Source organism: Ureibacillus sp. FSL W7-1570, from assembly GCF_038593265.1.
Classification (GTDB): Bacteria; Bacillota; Bacilli; order Bacillales_A; family Planococcaceae; genus Ureibacillus; species Ureibacillus suwonensis.
In genome coordinates this window covers 2,657,101-2,674,248 of sequence record NZ_CP151979.1, presented here as the reverse complement: position 1 = coordinate 2,674,248, position 17,148 = coordinate 2,657,101, and the positions used below count along the sequence as shown (strand labels likewise).

Here is a 17,148-nt window from a genome sequence, read left to right as displayed (position 1 = left end):
CAAATCTCAAGTTTTTCTTATTTCATATTTTAGGATGTTTACTGAGAGGAGAGCTACCGAAGATGAAACGCTGCCGCAAGTCCAAACGTGGTGCATGGATTGACTTTCTATTGATTGGTTCCATCATTGCATTAACCACAGTCATCATTATTACCGTTTCCATTACTGGCCAGTTTAAATTTCAACAGCCGACCGTATCGGCCACAACAGAAGATCCGTTAGATGTTTCCTCTCTAACCGAAGAAAAAGAATCGCCGTTTCCTGACATTCAAATCTTCTCAGAATCATCCACGGATGATTTAATACCATATTCGTTAGAGTATCCGAAAACTCCTTTCGATTTGGTGAATGAACAAATTAATCAATACATAGAAGATGCAAAACGCGTTTACATTCGAACGTTAAATGAAAAAAATGAAAACAGCGAAAACAAAACGATCGGCGATTTGACTATCACGACGGAAATAAATGATGTGAATGACAAATATTATTCAATCGTACTAAAGAAACAATTGTCATATGATCAAGTTTCCTATCATGAAACTTTTAAAACTTTCACCTTCCATAAAGCAACAGGAGAAATCGTTGATGCCCAGGCATTGTTCAATAATGATATCGGAAATCTGGATTTGCTTGCAAACTATCTACGTTCCGAACTGGAAAATGATTATGGTGCAAATGTGATTGATGAAAAGCTCGAAGAATTGACATCACCAAGTTGGAATCATTTCAATCTTTTTGCAGTGACAAACGATTCGATTGTATTTTATTTTAACCAGGGAGAATTTGCCCAAGAAAGTGCCGGTTCAGCAGCCATCAGCATTCCGATCTCTTTCTTGAACCCGATTTTGTCATCCGATTTCCAAAGCAATGAAACGAGCGCAGTAACCATTGTCACTCCTAAAAAGAAAGTCGCTCTTACTTTTGATGATGGCCCTCATCCACAAGTGACAATGCAAATTCTGGATACTTTGGATCGATACAATGCAAAGGCCACATTCTTCATGCTTGGAAAACAAGTTGAAAAAAATAGGGACATTGTGCATGAAGTATTAAATCGCGGCCATGAAATCGGCAATCATACATACAATCATCCTGTATTGACAAAACAGAATAACTCCCAGGTGGCTTGGCAAGTAGATTACACAAGCCAAATAATTCATGATATAACCGGGGAATATCCGACTGTATTCAGACCTCCTTATGGTGCGACGAATCAAACCGTTGAAAGTCTAATTAATCTGCCGGTGGTTTTATGGACGATTGATACTTATGATTGGAAATACCGCGATCCAAATAAAATATTGCCTGTCGTTCAAGCAAATTTATACGATGGCGCAATCATCTTAATGCATGACATCCATCAATCAACAGCCGATGGACTCGAAAGCGTATTGGCCTATTTGCAGCAGGAAGGTTACGAATGTGTAACTGTTAGCGAAATCTTGGCAGAAAAAAATTGAGAATGGATGGATTAATCCCTAAGCGAAAGTAAAGCTTAGGGATTTTTTATTTTATGGATAAATTATATTGCGGATATCTTCCGCGCTTGTGAGATATCTTCGCTTCTTGCGCGGATGCCCCCCGCGCTTGCTCGGATAACTCCTCCGCTTGCTCGGATAACCTCCCCTGCTCGCTCGGATAACCCCTCCTGCTCGCTCGGATAACCCCTCCTGCTTGCTCGGATGCCCCCTCCGCTTGCCCGGATACTCCCTCCTCTTGCTCGGATACCTCCCCTGCTTGCTCGGATACCTCCCCTGCTTGCTCGGATGAACCCTTCGCTTGCTCAAATACCAACTTCACTTGCTCGGATAGCACATACGGTGCATAAATCCCCATATATAACAAAAAATCTGCCCTTGCAACAACAAGAGCAGATTTCATCCTCAATTATGGATACCCACTTGCCCAATCTGATTGAAAGTGTTGATATCATAGCTTTTCACTTCATTCGGAGAAACCGTATATAACACATCGCCGATATACGCTAACCGCAAAATGCTTGTATTCCAATCTTCATATAATTCGCCTGTTTTGGCCGGTGTGATGATATCCCCTTTCAATTGAATACCGCGCTCTGGTGTGATTTCATAAATCACCGCACCCAATCCTTTATACTGGATCTCGTCTTTTTTTCCATCCTCGTACAAAATCACCGGGAAGCCGTAGTAATTCAATTCTTCATTTCTAAAGAATGCCTTATGATTATATTGCGCTTCCGAATACGTTCCTCGTCCGCCGATCACTGCCGTATCCTGTTCCTTTGGATTGGCAAAATCGGACACATCAAATAAAGAAATTTTCATGCCGGTCGTCACCGTCACCGGTTCCTTCGACCAGGAATCCATACGCTGTTCCGTATCATAACCGATTCCAATCAAATGATGGTCTCCAAGAGGATGCAGATAATTGCTGAAGCCCGGAATTTTTAATTCGCCCAAAACGGTCGGATTTCCCGGGTCAGAAGTATCTATGACAAAAAGAGGGTCTGTCTCTTTGAAAGTCACGATATACGCCTTATCCCCCATAAACCGGACGGAATAAATGCGTTCACCTTTTGCCAAATCCGTGACTTCCCCCACTTTCTCCAAGTTCCCGTTCAAAATAAACAAATGATTTTTTGAAGTTGGTTGCGAACCCCAGGCAACTCCTTCCGTTGTCGCAATACGGAAATATCCATTATGTTCATCCATGGAGAATTGATTAAGTACATGCCCTTTCACCGATTCAGACGCTGCAAACTCAATATTTGTTCCGCTGATGATAAATTTATAAATATTTGTTTTTTGATCTGCAGTTTGTCCTGAACTGACCGGGGTATCTCCATCTGAAACGGTTATATTGAGATCGATTGGCATAGGGGCCCCCTCCCCATAATCAAAAGCCGTCAAATAAAGGGCATTGGGGGACATATATAATGCAGAACTGCTGCCCAAATATCCCTTTGTGATGACTTCTTTGGATGTCAGATTGTTCAAGTCAATCGCGGAAATAATGGTATAGGATGGCTCCAATGATCCCGGAATAATCGAAATGTTTTCTATTTCCAGCGGAGTTGTTTCGCCTCCGTCAGAAATATAGGGCCTCAGCTCGACTTCCCTCTCTTCCATAAACCAATAATTTGGCGAATAGCCGGATACCATGTAAAGCACCCCGTTATATTTTCGTACGCCATTCATATATCCTTCCTGGCCAAATTCCTTTGCCAATTTCGGATTGGAAGCATCACTCACATCATAAATCGCCGCTTTGGTGAAAGATTGCCAGATGTAATTTTCCTTATTGTCCTTTGAATTAAGCACCATCTCATCAAGCAAGGCGATTAAATAATTTCCTTCCTTTAACAATAATTGGGGGTAACTGTTTTTTAATTGAATTGTCGCCACATGCCGCAAATTTTTCGGGTCTTGCGCATCCACAATGTTAATTTTCTGATTGACGGCTGTGTAAATATATTTGCCGTCTGTGATGACAATATCCCCTTCATCAATTCCTTCCACTTGATTATTCGTCGTTGAATGGTCTGAACCGGATGTATCGGCGGCGGATTCTTCCACAACACCATCTTCCATTTCGAATTTCTGGTCGTTTTGTTTACGAATGGCGAGTGCCGCTTCGAAATACTTTTCTAATTCTTCAACGGATTGCACCGATTCCAATTTTTCAATCACCTGAAATTCGACCGTCGTTTTTGAAGCGGCTCTTTTAAAGGCCTTTTTATCAATATGAAGAATATATTTTCCCATGCTCAAATCTTCTATGGTGATTGTCCGTTGATTGTCATTCAATGAAATGGCTGCATCCAACTTGTTTCCCTTTTCGTCGGTCACATACACTTTACCTTCCCGAATCGCCTGCTGATCCACACTTTGGGTGAGATACACATGATAAGGATGACCGGAAAAAATGACGGAGGCTGCGGTCACTTCCACTTTTCTCTCTCGCAGCAAGAATCCCACTGTTACAGCGATAATGAGCAGAATCAATACGCCTGCTGATATCCAAATTCTCTTCTTCATACGTTTTCACTCCTTTCTCCCTTTACTTGATTAGACTACTGAACTTCTTTTTTGTTACATTCTTTGTAAATTTTGTTTCTGCAAATCGAGTAGGAGGGAGCGATTAACTCCCGTCCTCTCACACCACCGTACGTACGGTTCCGTATACGGCGGTTCAATTAAGATGATTGACGCAAGTCTTTATAACTTCCGTGAATAGCTGTTCTCTTTATGCCAGTGGTCACTCCACCCTCCAAGAGGTCTCCCACGGGATTCACCGCTTCCTTCCTCAAGTGAGGTACTACGTTTTCTGTGTTCATCATGACTCACTGAATGCCAAGGGCTATTCTCTCTTAATTGTTCGGTCCTTCTTAGTAGTTCTAAACCAACTAATACTATGACCTCTGCTGACTTCTGACGGTTCAGCTACTTATCACTAAGTAGGTTATGAAGCGTACTTCACATATCCGCCAGACCTCCCCGGGTAAGAATGTAATCTTTCCTTCCATCTATCTGCTTCATTTACTCTGTACCACCTTTGGCAGAAAGGACTTTGTTTTGTTTAGCAAACTCATCCAATGATACCTAGCCTTATATGAAGTTCGTGTTCCTCAGACCGGAAGTTTGCCGCTCGCTTCCTTCAGATTCCGCGTCACCACGGACACCCTTGCGTTAAGCTAACTGTTACTTCTGCCTTCACAGTTCGGGACTTACACCCTATAGATTACACCCATGCCAGGCGCACTAAAAAAAACGTGAAGCCGCATCGCTTCACGTTTTCGTTGACCCAACATTATTTCATTTACCATTTCACAATGGAAGAACGATGGGATGTTTCTTTGATGACAACACCGCGCTTATTCATTTTTTCGATATATTCTTTTCCTGGAACAATCGTTTCCGGCGGGAACACGCCCCGTTTTGAAATCGTGCCATCTGCGATCATGATCGCCGCTGACGCGATCGTTCCGGCAGTCGCTTTGGCCATCGCCGTTACATCGGAATCTTCATCCCGTTTTAAAATTGTTTCATATTCATAAGTGACTTGTTCCCCGGATTTTTCACCGACGATGATTGCCCGAAGTACAACCGCATCCTGTTTCTTCCCTAAATATAATTTTTTCTTTAACGCTTCCCGAACGACATCCCGGACTTTCACCTGAACGCCATCCACTTCGACAACATTATCTCTGTCGAAAAATCCCAGTTCCCTCATCAGTTGGAACTTTTCAGCGTGCCCTTTGTAGCGGACCGTTTTATATTCAAGGGTTTTTACATTCGGGAATGTTTTATACAAAGTGGATGTTCCCCCGGATGTATAAAACGCTTCTAAAGTGCCGAATTGGTCAAAATAAATCGGTTCCAACCCTGTAAGCGACTCCACTTCCACCAGTTGGCCATCTTGGATGATTTTGGCCGGCTGCGTATAATGATCGATCACCCCTTCAAGAGAAAACACGCGTGTATAATTCAAAGGAGGTTCCGGTTTTACCGGAATTCCGCCAACATAAAGCCGGATGGACTCCACCTTATCCAATTTCGAAGCGCCATAGCCAACCAAAATATTGATCATTCCTGGTGCTAACCCCAGATCCGGAATGATCGTTACATTTTTTTCTCTTGCCTGTTCATCCAACTTCAGCACATTTTCCGTAATATCACCGATGTGTCCGCCTAAATCCACCGCATGAACGCCTACATCAATGGCCGCTTTTGCCACCCGCTCATTGAATGCATAGAAGAGCGCATTCACACACACGTCTCCTTTGGCAATGACCTCGCGCAATTGTTCCTCATTTTCCGCATTCAATTGCACTGCTTCCGTTTTTTGCAAATCCGCTTCTTTAATGAATTCTTCCACTGCCGCTATATCTAAATCTGCCAAAAATACTTTTTCCACTCGATCGCTTGTATTTAAATCCCTCGCCACTTCTTTCCCCATCAGTCCTGCACCTAACACTACTACCTTCATTCCTCGCATCCCCTTTCTTTTCATTCAATCTGTATCAATTTGTGCCCGTTGAAGCTTACCGCTGTAATCCACATAAATACTTTTCCATTCTGTAAAGACATCCAAAGCCGCTTGACCGGAATCACGGTGACCATTCCCCGTTCCTTTTGTGCCTCCAAATGGCAGGTGGATTTCAGCACCGATTGTTCCCGCATTAATGTATACAATCCCTGTATCCAAATCTCGTTGGGCTTGGAATATCTTATTTACATCTTGTGAGTAAATGGAGCTGGATAAACCAAACTTCACACTATTATTCACTTCAATCGCTTCTTCCAAGCTGCTCACTTCAATGATGCTGAGCACCGGTCCAAAGATCTCCTCTTGGGCAATGGTCATGTCCGGCTTTACATCGGTGAAAATGGTCGGTTCAAAATAATAACCTTTATCGAAAGGAGGCTTTGTCAAGATTTCTCCGCCCGTCAGCAGTTTTGCCCCTTCCTTTTTTCCAACTTGCACGTAATACTCGATTTTCTCCAATGCGGCTTTGTTAATTACAGGCCCCACTTTCACCTTTGGATCCAGACCGTTGCCAATCGTTAATTGACGGGCTGCAGCAACGAGCTTCTCTTCCAATTCCTTTTTCACATCTTTATGAACAATGACCCGGCTGCAGGCGGTGCATCTTTGCCCCGTCGTCCCAAAGGCGCTCCAAAGAATCCCTTCCACCGCCAAATTTAAATCCGCATCATCCATGACAATGACGGCGTTCTTGCCGCCCATCTCAAGCGAGACCTTTTTCAAATGCCGGCCGCCCAACTCGGCCACTTTGCGTCCCGTTTCATTTGAACCTGTGAAAGAAATCACTTTTACATCCGGATGTTCAATGAGCGCCGTACCAACCGTAGATCCTGAGCCAAACACGATATTAAACACACCGTCCGGCAACCCGACTTCTTCCATTATTTTTCCTAATTCATATGCCATCAGAGGGGTTTCAACGGATGGTTTCCAAACCACTGCATTACCGGCAACAATCGCCGGGAAGGCTTTCCAAGTGGCGATTGCAATGGGGAAATTCCATGGCGTGATAAGACCGACTACGCCTACGGGGCTTCTTACACTCATGGCAAACTTATTCGGCAATTCGGAGGGAGTCGTCTCGCCAAATAACCGTCTGCCTTCCCCTGCCATATAAAAGGCCATATCAATGCCCTCTTGCACTTCTCCGCGGGCTTCCTCAATCACTTTGCCCATTTCCTTTGTAAGAATCTCAGCCAGCATTTCTTTCTTTTCTTTCAATTTATAACCAATTTCATATAAATATTCCGCACGCTTCGGAGCCGGGACGAGAGCCCACTTCTTTTGCGCCTGTTTGGCTGAGCGGACCGCTTCATCCACTTCATTTCCCGTTGAAAGAGGGACTTTTGCCAATTCCTCCCCCGTTGCCGGATTAATCACTGCAGCCGCTTCTAAATTCCTTTCCACCCACCGACCATTGATATAGTTTTTTAAATTCATAACACCCTCCTTATTTTTTATTATTGCAATATTAATTCAACATTTTCTCGCTAAATCCCTTTTTTTCTCACCAATTCATATAAGACTAAATGTAATTGAAACTTTTTCCAAAGGGAATACGTATGCAAGTAATGTATATATTAAGTAAATGCAAAAGGAGGAAACGGCATGAATAATCATGAAATTGATTACAAAGTATTTGGCGATGATATGCAGTACGTAGAGGTCGAGTTGGATCCAAATGAAACGGTGATTGCGGAAGCGGGCAACTTAATGATGATGGATGATGGCATCAAAATGGAAACGATTTTTGGCGATGGCTCTTCCCAAAGCAGTGGTGGAGGACTTTTGGGAAAATTAAAGGGTGCCGGAAAACGGCTGATTACTGGTGAAAGTTTATTCATGACGACATTCACGAATGTGGGCATGGGCAAAAAACGCGTTTACTTTGCCGCTCCTTACCCTGGAAAAATTATTCCGATGGATTTAAGCCAATTAAACGGGAAAGTGATTTGCCAAAAGGATGCCTTCTTAGCCGCTGCAAAAGGCGTTTCCATTGGCGTTGAATTTCAACGGAAAATTTCCGCCGGCTTCTTCGGTGGAGAAGGTTTCATTATGCAAAAACTTGAAGGCGACGGTATGGCATTCATTCATGCAGGCGGTGCGATTCATCAATTGGAACTTCAACCGGGTGAAGTGCTCCGAGTGGATACTGGATGCTTTGTCGCAATGACTTCGGAAGTGGATTACAGCATTGAAGCGGTTGGCGGAATTAAAACCGCTCTGTTTGGTGGAGAAGGTATCTTCTTCGCAACATTGAGAGGTCCCGGAACTGTATGGATTCAATCATTGCCATTCTCCAGACTTGCAAGCCGCGTATTCGCAGCTGCTCCTGTGTCCCAAGGCGGAGGAGGAAAAGATGTCGGTGAACGTGGCATCGCCGGGGTGTTTAATCTATTCAACGATTAAGGTGGCCATAAAAAAATCCTTTCCCGTTTCGAGAAAGGATTTTTTTATTATATGAACAAGATTGCAATCAATACCGCCGCCAGCACTAGACGGTATATGGCAAACGGCACCAATTTGATGCGTGAAATCAATTTTAAGAAGAATTTAATCGCAATTAATGCAAAAATGAAGGCGCTTATAAAGCCGACAACATAAAACCAAAAATGGTCCGGGTTGATTTGATCCCAGTTTTTCACTAAAGACAATCCGCTTGCTCCTGCCATGATCGGAACGGCCATAATAAAGGTAAAATCGGAAGCGGTTTTATGGTCAAGTCCCATGATTACCCCCCCGGCAATCGTTGCACCGGAACGGGAAAATCCCGGCCATAAAGAAAGGCATTGTACCAGGCCGATTTTAAAAGCTTTGCTGTAAGACAGCTTGTCTAATGAAGTGACTGTTGGGCGTTTTGGACCCATTTTATCGGCCATCATCATCCAAAGGGCGCCGATAACCAACCCGACCACAACCGTTTCTGTTGTGAATAAATGTTCATCGATGAAATCTTCGAACAATACGCCGAAAACGCCGGCTGGAATAATTCCGACAATGACGTGCAATAAATTAAAGCGTTTTGAATATTCTTGTCCATCAATTTTGTATAACCCGACAAGGCTCAACATGCGTTTCCACATAACGACCACAACCGCCAAAATGGAGCCCAGCTGGATGACTATTTTAAACGTATTGGCAGAACCCTGCCCCAAAAATTCCGTTGTCTTTAACCACAAGTCATCCACGATGATCATATGGCCGGTGGACGAAACCGGAGCGAATTCCGTCATCCCTTCCACAAAACCGAGGATGATCGCTTTCAACAATTCAATGAATTCCATAAACCATTATTCCCCTTACACTCTTTATCACTCAATCTACAATACACGATACTTCCCAAAATGTCTATCACCATAAAAACGTTCTATTATTCATTTGGTTGCAACATATCTATCACTCTTTATACACTATTTTCGGTTAAAGTAAAATATGCCATCAAAAAAGAATAGGATTTTCCTGAAATTTCCGTTCGAAAATTGAATAAGCGAAGTTCCACTAAATGAGGATGACCGTTCAAAATGGAAGGAAGTTGACTGAACTGATTGAGGCTGCATCCGCACCAAATCAAGTATTATCCACACCAATGGAGGCTGCACCCGCACCAAATCGGGCGTTATCCACACCAATTAATGCTGCATCCGCACCAAATCGGGCGTTATCCACACCAATAGAGGCTGCATCCGCACCAAATCGGGTGTTATCCACACCAATTAATGCTGTATCCGCACCAAATCGGGTGTTATCCACACCAATTAATGCTGTATCCGCACCAAATCGGGTGTTATCCACACCAATTAGATGCTGATCCTCACCAAATCGGGTGTTATCCACACCAATTAGATGCTGATCCTCACCAAATCACGTACTTTCCGCACCAATTAATACAAATATCCACACAAATTAAAAGAAAGAGCAAACGGAGAATTTCCCCATTTGCTCCCTTTCATCATCAAACTCTTAAACTCACACTGCGCTCACTGTCACAACGACTTTAAATAAATCTCCATCCACGCCAATCTCCAATTTCCCGTGATGCAACTCCACAATCGATTGGGCGATGGCAAGTCCAAGACCGGAGCCTTCCGTATGTCTCGACTCATCCGCCCGCTTGAACCGTTCCTTCAATTCCTCCACATTATCTCCCAATTCATAATTGGCTATATTTTTCACCGAAAATTCAGCCATGGAGCCAACCTTTTTCAACGTCACATAAACTCTCGTGCCGCTCAGTGAATATTTCAATGCATTGACAATCAAATTATCAATCACCCGCCACCATTTTTGACCGTCCACATCGGCGTAAATCGGTTCATCCGGCAACACGACACGCAATTCCAAGTTCGCTTTTTCAAAATCTTCTTTATGTTCGCCAACCGCCTGTTGCAACAGTTGCGTCAGATTGATTCGTTCCTTCTTCAGCTCCACATTCCCGCTGGACATTTTCGATACTTCAAAGAGATCCTCAATCAGCGTTTTCAATCGTTGGGATTTATTATCCAATATTTCGATATATCTGTTCCTTTCTTCTTCCGTTATCTCCGGATTTTTCAATAAATCCGTATACGTAATAATGGAAGTCAAAGGCGTCCGCAAATCGTGGCTGACATTCGTAATCAATTCCGTTTTCAAACGCTCGCTTTTCGCCTGCTCCGTCAAAGATTTGCGAACCCCTTCCTGCAATTCGTTCAAATTTTGCGCGTGTTTGGCAAGCGGCGACTTCCCTTTCACCTCTACCTCCGCCGTCAAACGCCCTTCCGCCATCTCTTCCGTTTGCTTCATGATGCGGTTTAAATACCCTGCATTTCTTAAAAAAACGATGACGGCCGGCAGTGCGATAAAAAGAAACAATGGAACATAAACAACGATTGCTTGGAGATCCATGAACACCACCGCAAAGCCGAACCCTGCAAAAAAAGCGACGCATAAGATGAATAACGCCTGTACCCCGATGGAACGGGATAAAAATAAATCTTGGATACCGTCAGACAAACGGTACAGAAAGGCGTTTTTCCATTCACTTATTACCTTTTCTTCATTGTCCAACGATTCCCAAATCCATACAGCCCCCAAAATGCTCACTGCCGCAAAAATGAAAAGGAATGCAAAATGATAAGCCAAATCAAAGATATATCGTATCCAATACTCGTTTTGGAAATAATAGGTGTTATATACAATCAAATTCCCCATATCCAAAATGAATTTATAAGCCAAACTTGCGGAAATGAGGACTACTGCGATTCTGACATCCACCGGCAATTGTAAAAATAATCCTTTTCCCCGCTTATGACTTAATAAATTGTCCAATGAAGGTTTTGCGAAAGTCAACAGCGCTGCGATCGCTAACAAGGCGGTAGCCCAAATGCCGTAAAGGCTCATTTTGGACAGCATGAATGCTTGATAATCCTCTTTAAAGTAGGCGTTGTTCATCATCGATTTCGGAATGGTGATTTTCCCTTCAAAACGGAACACTTTTCCAGTCACCGGAATTTCATGATTCATTAATGTGTCATCATAATAATCCGGTTGAATGGTTCTGGAACTGTTTACGACTAAATAGCCATTTTTTCTTCCAAAACTTTCTGTAAAAACGGCATCCGCATTCACATCTCCAGACTGGAAGGTTTCTCCCGTCTCCACATTCCGCAACTCATATGCAAAATAGTTAAATTCATCCAAAAAGACTTTTTCTTCTTCTTTTTGCGATGCGGCATACTTATCGATAATCTCTTCTTTTTGCTTGCGGACTTTTTCTTCTACATATTCATCATCGCTAAAGTTTTTCTTAATATCGTCGATTTTCCGATCCCGCTCTTCCGTCAGCATCTTTTGCAATTCCGGGTCATCGGCAGCCTGTTCAATTCGTTCCTGGTACTGCGCTTTGATGTTTGCCACTTGATCGGTCAATGATCCATAATAATTCCGGTGATATTCAATTTCTTCTTGTGTCACCGTTATCTGCTTTTTTGCCTCTTCCAAATCAAAAGGTTCCAAGACGTAGCGGCCTATTCCATCTTTAAATCGTCCCAGATTCGCATTAAAATTGCCTGAATCGAAATAAGATTTCCCGATATATTGCGTACCAAAATTAATAAGCAAAAAAAATGAAAATATAACCCATGTCATAAGAAAAAGAGAGAGGAGGGTTTTCCATTTATTTTTCATGCGGTTCTCTCCTTCTCAAAACACCTTTGCCATAAAGGTGATAATGGTAGCCCATTCTCTTGCCAAAAAGAGAATTGTAAAACGAATGATTAAGATGATTCCTATTATTGAAGCGATAAAGCTGATACCCATCAAACCGTTTTCCAACTTATTTCTCAATTTTGTATCCAATTCCCCACACAACCTTTAAATATCTTGGATTTTTCGGATCTGCTTCGATTTTTTCACGGATTTTCCGAATGTGCACCGGAACGATATTTTCCGCATTGTACGCCTCTTCATTCCATACCCGTTCATAGATTTCCTGTATTGAAAAGACGCGGCCCGCATTTGCAAGGAGCAGCTCGGTGATTTTGTATTCGATTGGGGTGAGCTTCACAATCTCCCCGTTGAGCCGCACTTCTTTCGCTTCCCGATCGATGGACAGACCGTTGACTTCGATTTTCGAATGGGACGCACCGTTGTATGTACCAAGCTGGGTGTATCGTCTAAGCTGGGATTTCACACGGGCAATCAGCTCCAGTGGATGAAACGGCTTTGTAATGTAGTCATCCGCACCAATCGAGAGTCCGTGAATTTTGTCCGTTTCCTCGGCTTTTGCACTTAGCATAATAATCGGAATGTTGCGCTCTTCCCGGATTTTAAACGTTGCTTGTATACCATCCAAATTTGGCATCATGATATCCAAAATAATCAGATGCACTTCATTTTTGGAAAGAATCTCGAGCGCCTCTTTTCCGTCTTTTGCCTTCAACACGTTATAGCCTTCGTTTTTTAAATAAATTTCGATGCCGTCACGAATGTCCCGATCATCGTCTGTGACAAGCACAGTCAAATCCATCCGTACCACCTCATCTCTTTTTCTTACAGTTTAATCATAAAATATGTTTCTTACAAAATTGGGGTTGAAAATCTTAAGAAATCCTTAAGATTCCCACTTCATTTTTATGTATAGATGTAAATATAATTTTAACACGAAAACAGGCCGTTTACTGGTATATTTTGGTTGATAGCAGCTCTATTAAAAAAGTTGGAGAAGTTTAAACACTTCTTCATTTTTGTTCGATGAAGATAACTTTATCACACATCAAAAAAGGGGGATCTGACGGCGGCTTTGCCCATCTTCCTGCATGTCCGCTCTGCTGATTGCAAAAACGATCCCTTGGCATGCGTGAAGAGATTTAAGAAGACTTATGGGGAATAAGCATGGAACGTAAGAGGGGTTGCAAAAGAGGATGCTTGCTTGAGGCCAATAATGAAGCCGGACTTTTACTTATCCAAGTTTGTAAAAAATCGAGTAGGAGGGAGCGATTAACTCCCGTCCTCTCACACCACCGTACGTACGGTTCCGTATACGGCGGTTCAATTAAGATCATTGACGCAAGTTTTCATAACGAGCTTCAAGACTTTTCAGCCCTTGGTTTCTCCAATAGGAGTTACCAAGGGTTCTGTGTAATATTGGACTATTTGAAATACGCCAATAACTCTTCCGAGTATTTCCCCATTCATACGCTTGCCATTGTGGTACGCCAAGTTGAATAAGGTTGCGTATCTTTGTTTTCGGTTTCTTCCAGTTCTTCCATAGACACATTCGAAGTCTTCTACGAATCCATTTATCTAATTCAAGGAATATAGATTTGGTGTCTGCTAACGCAAAATATCCACACCATCCCATTAGATATTGATTCAGTTTCTGAATGCGGTATTCCATCGGGTAGGGCATCTTGCGTGATGTGATTTCACGAACTTTATTCTTCATTCGTTTAAGGCTTTCTTTTGCGATACGAACCTTTGGCTCTTTATGATAGGTAAAGCTAAATCCTAGAAACTTACGTTTCCATGGACGGTCGACCGCTGATTTCTTTTCATTTACTTTCAGTCGTAGTTTTCCTTCAATGAATCGTTGAATGCTTGCCATTGTGCGAAGTCCTGCTCGTTTACTTTTCACGTAAATGTTACAGTCATCCGCATATCGAACGAATTTGTGTCCTCTTCTTTCCAATTCTTTATCTAGTTCATCTAGTACAATGTTAGATAGTAGCGGACTTAATGGTCCTCCTTGTGGAGTTCCTTCTAATGTGCTTGACACCACACCATTAATCATGACTCCCGATTGTAAATACTTACGAATCAATTTCAGTAATGGTTTATCTTGGATTCTCTTCGCGAGTGTACCCATTAATCTGTCATGGTTGACCTTATCAAAGAATTTCTCCAAGTCCATATCTACAACCCATCGATGTCCATCTCTTATATATTCTTTCGCTTTCCTCACCGCATCATGGGCACTTCGGTTTGGTCTAAATCCGTAGCTGTTTTCAGAGAATGTAGGGTCATACACTTTTGAAAGTACTTGGGCGATTGCTTGTTGAATCAAACGGTCTGTTACGGTAGGGATTCCTAGTAAACGAACACCGCCGTCAGGTTTCGGGATTTCGACTCTGCGGACTGGCATTGGTTCATAAGTTCCCTTGAGAATTGCCTCCTTAATAGATAGCCAGTTTTCGACTATGTGCTGTCGTAGGTTTTGTACGGGCATCATATCTACTCCGTGGCTTCCTTTATTCTGTTCTACACGTTTTAGTGCTTGAAGCATGTTCTCCCGTGACAGGATTTGATTCAAAAGCATCGTTATTCTCCTTCCGTGAATAGCTGTTCTCTTTATGCCAGTGGTCACTCCACCCTCCAAGAGGTCCCCCACGGGATTCACCGCTTCCTTCCTCAAGTGAGGTACTACGTTTTCTGTTTTCATCATGACTCACTGAATGCCAAGGGCTATTCTCTCTTAATTGTTCGGTCCTTCTTAGTTGTTCTAGACCAACTAATACTATGACCTCTGCTGACTTCTGACGGTTCAGCTACTTATCACTAAGTAGGTTATGAAGCGTACTTCACCTATCCGCCAGACCTCCCCGGGTAAGTACATGCACTTTCACACCATCTATCCGCCTCATCTACTCGATATGACCTTCGACAGAAAGAGCTTTGTTTTGTTTTGCAAACTCACTCAATCATACCTAGCCTTATATGAGGTTCGTGTTCCTCGGACCGGTGTTTTGCCTCCAGCTTCCTTCAGATTCCGCGTCACCACGGACACCCTTGCTCTTGGCTAACCTCTACTTCTGTCTTCGGGGTTCGGGACTTACACCCTATAGTTCATGTACATGCCGGGCGCACAATCGAGTAGGAGGGAGCGATTAACTCCCGTCCTCTCACACCACCGTACGTACGGTTCCGTATACGGCGGTTCAATTAAGATCATTGACGCAAGTTTTCATAACGAGCTTCAAGACTTTTCAGCCCTTGGTTTCTCCAATAGGAGTTACCAAGGGTTCTGTGTAATATTGGACTATTTGAAATACGCCAATAACTCTTCCGAGTATTTCCCCATTCATACGCTTGCCATTGTGGTACGCCAAGTTGAATAAGGTTGCGTATCTTTGTTTTCGGTTTCTTCCAGTTCTTCCATAGACACATTCGAAGTCTTCTACGAATCCATTTATCTAATTCAAGGAATATAGATTTGGTGTCTGCTAACGCAAAATATCCACACCATCCCATTAGATATTGATTCAGTTTCTGAATGCGGTATTCCATCGGGTAGGGCATCTTGCGTGATGTGATTTCACGAACTTTATTCTTCATTCGTTTAAGGCTTTCTTTTGCGATACGAACCTTTGGCTCTTTATGATAGGTAAAGCTAAATCCTAGAAACTTACGTTTCCATGGACGGTCGACCGCTGATTTCTTTTCATTTACTTTCAGTCGTAGTTTTCCTTCAATGAATCGTTGAATGCTTGCCATTGTGCGAAGTCCTGCTCGTTTACTTTTCACGTAAATGTTACAGTCATCCGCATATCGAACGAATTTGTGTCCTCTTCTTTCCAATTCTTTATCTAGTTCATCTAGTACAATGTTAGATAGTAGCGGACTTAATGGTCCTCCTTGTGGAGTTCCTTCTAATGTGCTTGACACCACACCATTAATCATGACTCCCGATTGTAAATACTTACGAATCAATTTCAGTAATGGTTTATCTTGGATTCTCTTCGCGAGTGTACCCATTAATCTGTCATGGTTGACCTTATCAAAGAATTTCTCCAAGTCCATATCTACAACCCATCGATGTCCATCTCTTATATATTCTTTCGCTTTCCTCACCGCATCATGGGCACTTCGGTTTGGTCTAAATCCGTAGCTGTTTTCAGAGAATGTAGGGTCATACACTTTTGAAAGTACTTGGGCGATTGCTTGTTGAATCAAACGGTCTGTTACGGTAGGGATTCCTAGTAAACGAACACCGCCGTCAGGTTTCGGGATTTCGACTCTGCGGACTGGCATTGGTTCATAAGTTCCCTTGAGAATTGCCTCCTTAATAGATAGCCAGTTTTCGACTATGTGCTGTCGTAGGTTTTGTACGGGCATCATATCTACTCCGTGGCTTCCTTTATTCTGTTCTACACGTTTTAGTGCTTGAAGCATGTTCTCCCGTGACAGGATTTGATTCAAAAGCATCGTTATTCTCCTTCCGTGAATAGCTGTTCTCTTTATGCCAGTGGTCACTCCACCCTCCAAGAGGTCCCCCACGGGATTCACCGCTTCCTTCCTCAAGTGAGGTACTACGTTTTCTGTTTTCATCATGACTCACTGAATGCCAAGGGCTATTCTCTCTTAATTGTTCGGTCCTTCTTAGTTGTTCTAGACCAACTAATACTATGACCTCTGCTGACTTCTGACGGTTCAGCTACTTATCACTAAGTAGGTTATGAAGCGTACTTCACCTATCCGCCAGACCTCCCCGGGTAAGTACATGCACTTTCACACCATCTATCCGCCTCATCTACTCGATATGACCTTCGACAGAAAGAGCTTTGTTTTGTTTTGCAAACTCACTCAATCATACCTAGCCTTATATGAGGTTCGTGTTCCTCGGACCGGTGTTTTGCCTCCAGC

At 42.9% G+C, this 17,148-nt stretch carries 14 protein-coding genes; 3 read left to right on the top strand and 11 right to left on the bottom strand.

Translation table 11 applies throughout. The annotated features are described in order from the left end of the window. The first annotated feature begins 62 nt into the window (after positions 1-62). Complete coding sequence (locus NST13_RS13290; protein ID WP_342470562.1) at positions 63-1,463, top strand: polysaccharide deacetylase family protein; 1,401 nt, start codon at positions 63-65, stop codon at positions 1,461-1,463. A gap of 46 nt (positions 1,464-1,509) precedes the next feature. On the opposite strand, the gene NST13_RS13285 is transcribed toward NST13_RS13290, so the two are convergent. From NST13_RS13285 to NST13_RS13265, 5 genes are all read right to left on the bottom strand, one after another. After that, a complete protein-coding gene (locus NST13_RS13285) occupies positions 1,510-1,890 on the bottom strand; it encodes a hypothetical protein (protein WP_342580787.1) in 381 nt (126 codons plus the stop codon). Continuing rightward, a complete protein-coding gene (locus NST13_RS13280) occupies positions 1,887-4,019 on the bottom strand; it encodes a beta-propeller domain-containing protein (protein ID WP_342580786.1) in 2,133 nt (710 codons plus the stop codon). Before NST13_RS13280 ends, NST13_RS13285 begins: the two co-directional genes overlap by 4 nt. A gap of 158 nt (positions 4,020-4,177) precedes the next feature. Further along, complete coding sequence (locus tag NST13_RS13275; RefSeq protein WP_172597779.1) at positions 4,178-4,321, bottom strand: hypothetical protein; 144 nt, start codon at positions 4,319-4,321, stop codon at positions 4,178-4,180. A 479-nt stretch (positions 4,322-4,800) separates the two neighbouring features. Beyond that, positions 4,801-5,970, bottom strand: coding sequence for a saccharopine dehydrogenase C-terminal domain-containing protein (locus NST13_RS13270; protein WP_342470565.1), 1,170 nt, complete (start codon positions 5,968-5,970; stop codon positions 4,801-4,803). 24 nt (positions 5,971-5,994) lie between these two features. Further along, complete coding sequence (locus NST13_RS13265; RefSeq protein WP_342580785.1) at positions 5,995-7,470, bottom strand: aldehyde dehydrogenase family protein; 1,476 nt, start codon at positions 7,468-7,470, stop codon at positions 5,995-5,997. A 168-nt stretch (positions 7,471-7,638) separates the two neighbouring features. Between NST13_RS13265 and NST13_RS13260 the strand changes: the two genes are divergently transcribed. Next, positions 7,639-8,439, top strand: a complete 801-nt coding sequence (locus NST13_RS13260; protein WP_342580784.1) for a TIGR00266 family protein — start codon at positions 7,639-7,641, stop codon at positions 8,437-8,439. Positions 8,440-8,486: 47 nt separating this feature from the next. Here the strand turns inward: NST13_RS13260 and NST13_RS13255 are convergent, their stop codons facing one another. Further along, entirely contained in the window at positions 8,487-9,314 is an 828-nt protein-coding gene (locus NST13_RS13255; RefSeq protein ID WP_342470568.1) for an undecaprenyl-diphosphate phosphatase, read from the bottom strand. 224 nt (positions 9,315-9,538) lie between these two features. Between NST13_RS13255 and NST13_RS13250 the strand changes: the two genes are divergently transcribed. After that, positions 9,539-9,838 carry a hypothetical protein gene (locus tag NST13_RS13250; RefSeq protein ID WP_342580783.1) on the top strand — a complete coding sequence of 100 codons (300 nt, stop codon included), beginning with the start codon at positions 9,539-9,541 and terminating at the stop codon, positions 9,836-9,838. 158 nt (positions 9,839-9,996) lie between these two features. On the opposite strand, the gene NST13_RS13245 is transcribed toward NST13_RS13250, so the two are convergent. From NST13_RS13245 to ltrA (NST13_RS13225), 5 genes are all read right to left on the bottom strand, one after another. After that, positions 9,997-12,195, bottom strand: a complete 2,199-nt coding sequence (locus NST13_RS13245) for a histidine kinase dimerization/phospho-acceptor domain-containing protein (RefSeq protein ID WP_342580782.1) — start codon at positions 12,193-12,195, stop codon at positions 9,997-9,999. Positions 12,196-12,210: 15 nt separating this feature from the next. Further along, on the bottom strand, positions 12,211-12,366 hold the full coding sequence (locus NST13_RS13240) for a hypothetical protein (protein WP_342580781.1): 156 nt from the start codon (positions 12,364-12,366) through the stop codon (positions 12,211-12,213). Continuing rightward, complete coding sequence (locus NST13_RS13235) at positions 12,344-13,036, bottom strand: response regulator transcription factor (protein WP_342580780.1); 693 nt, start codon at positions 13,034-13,036, stop codon at positions 12,344-12,346. Before NST13_RS13235 ends, NST13_RS13240 begins: the two co-directional genes overlap by 23 nt. Positions 13,037-13,567: 531 nt before the next feature. Next, the gene (ltrA, locus tag NST13_RS13230; protein WP_340710142.1) at positions 13,568-14,824 is read right to left on the bottom strand and encodes a group II intron reverse transcriptase/maturase; all 1,257 of its coding nucleotides are present in this window, start codon (positions 14,822-14,824) and stop codon (positions 13,568-13,570) included. A 629-nt stretch (positions 14,825-15,453) separates the two neighbouring features. Then, on the bottom strand, positions 15,454-16,710 hold the full coding sequence (gene ltrA, locus NST13_RS13225; protein ID WP_340710142.1) for a group II intron reverse transcriptase/maturase: 1,257 nt from the start codon (positions 16,708-16,710) through the stop codon (positions 15,454-15,456). Positions 16,711-17,148: the final 438 nt, after the last annotated feature.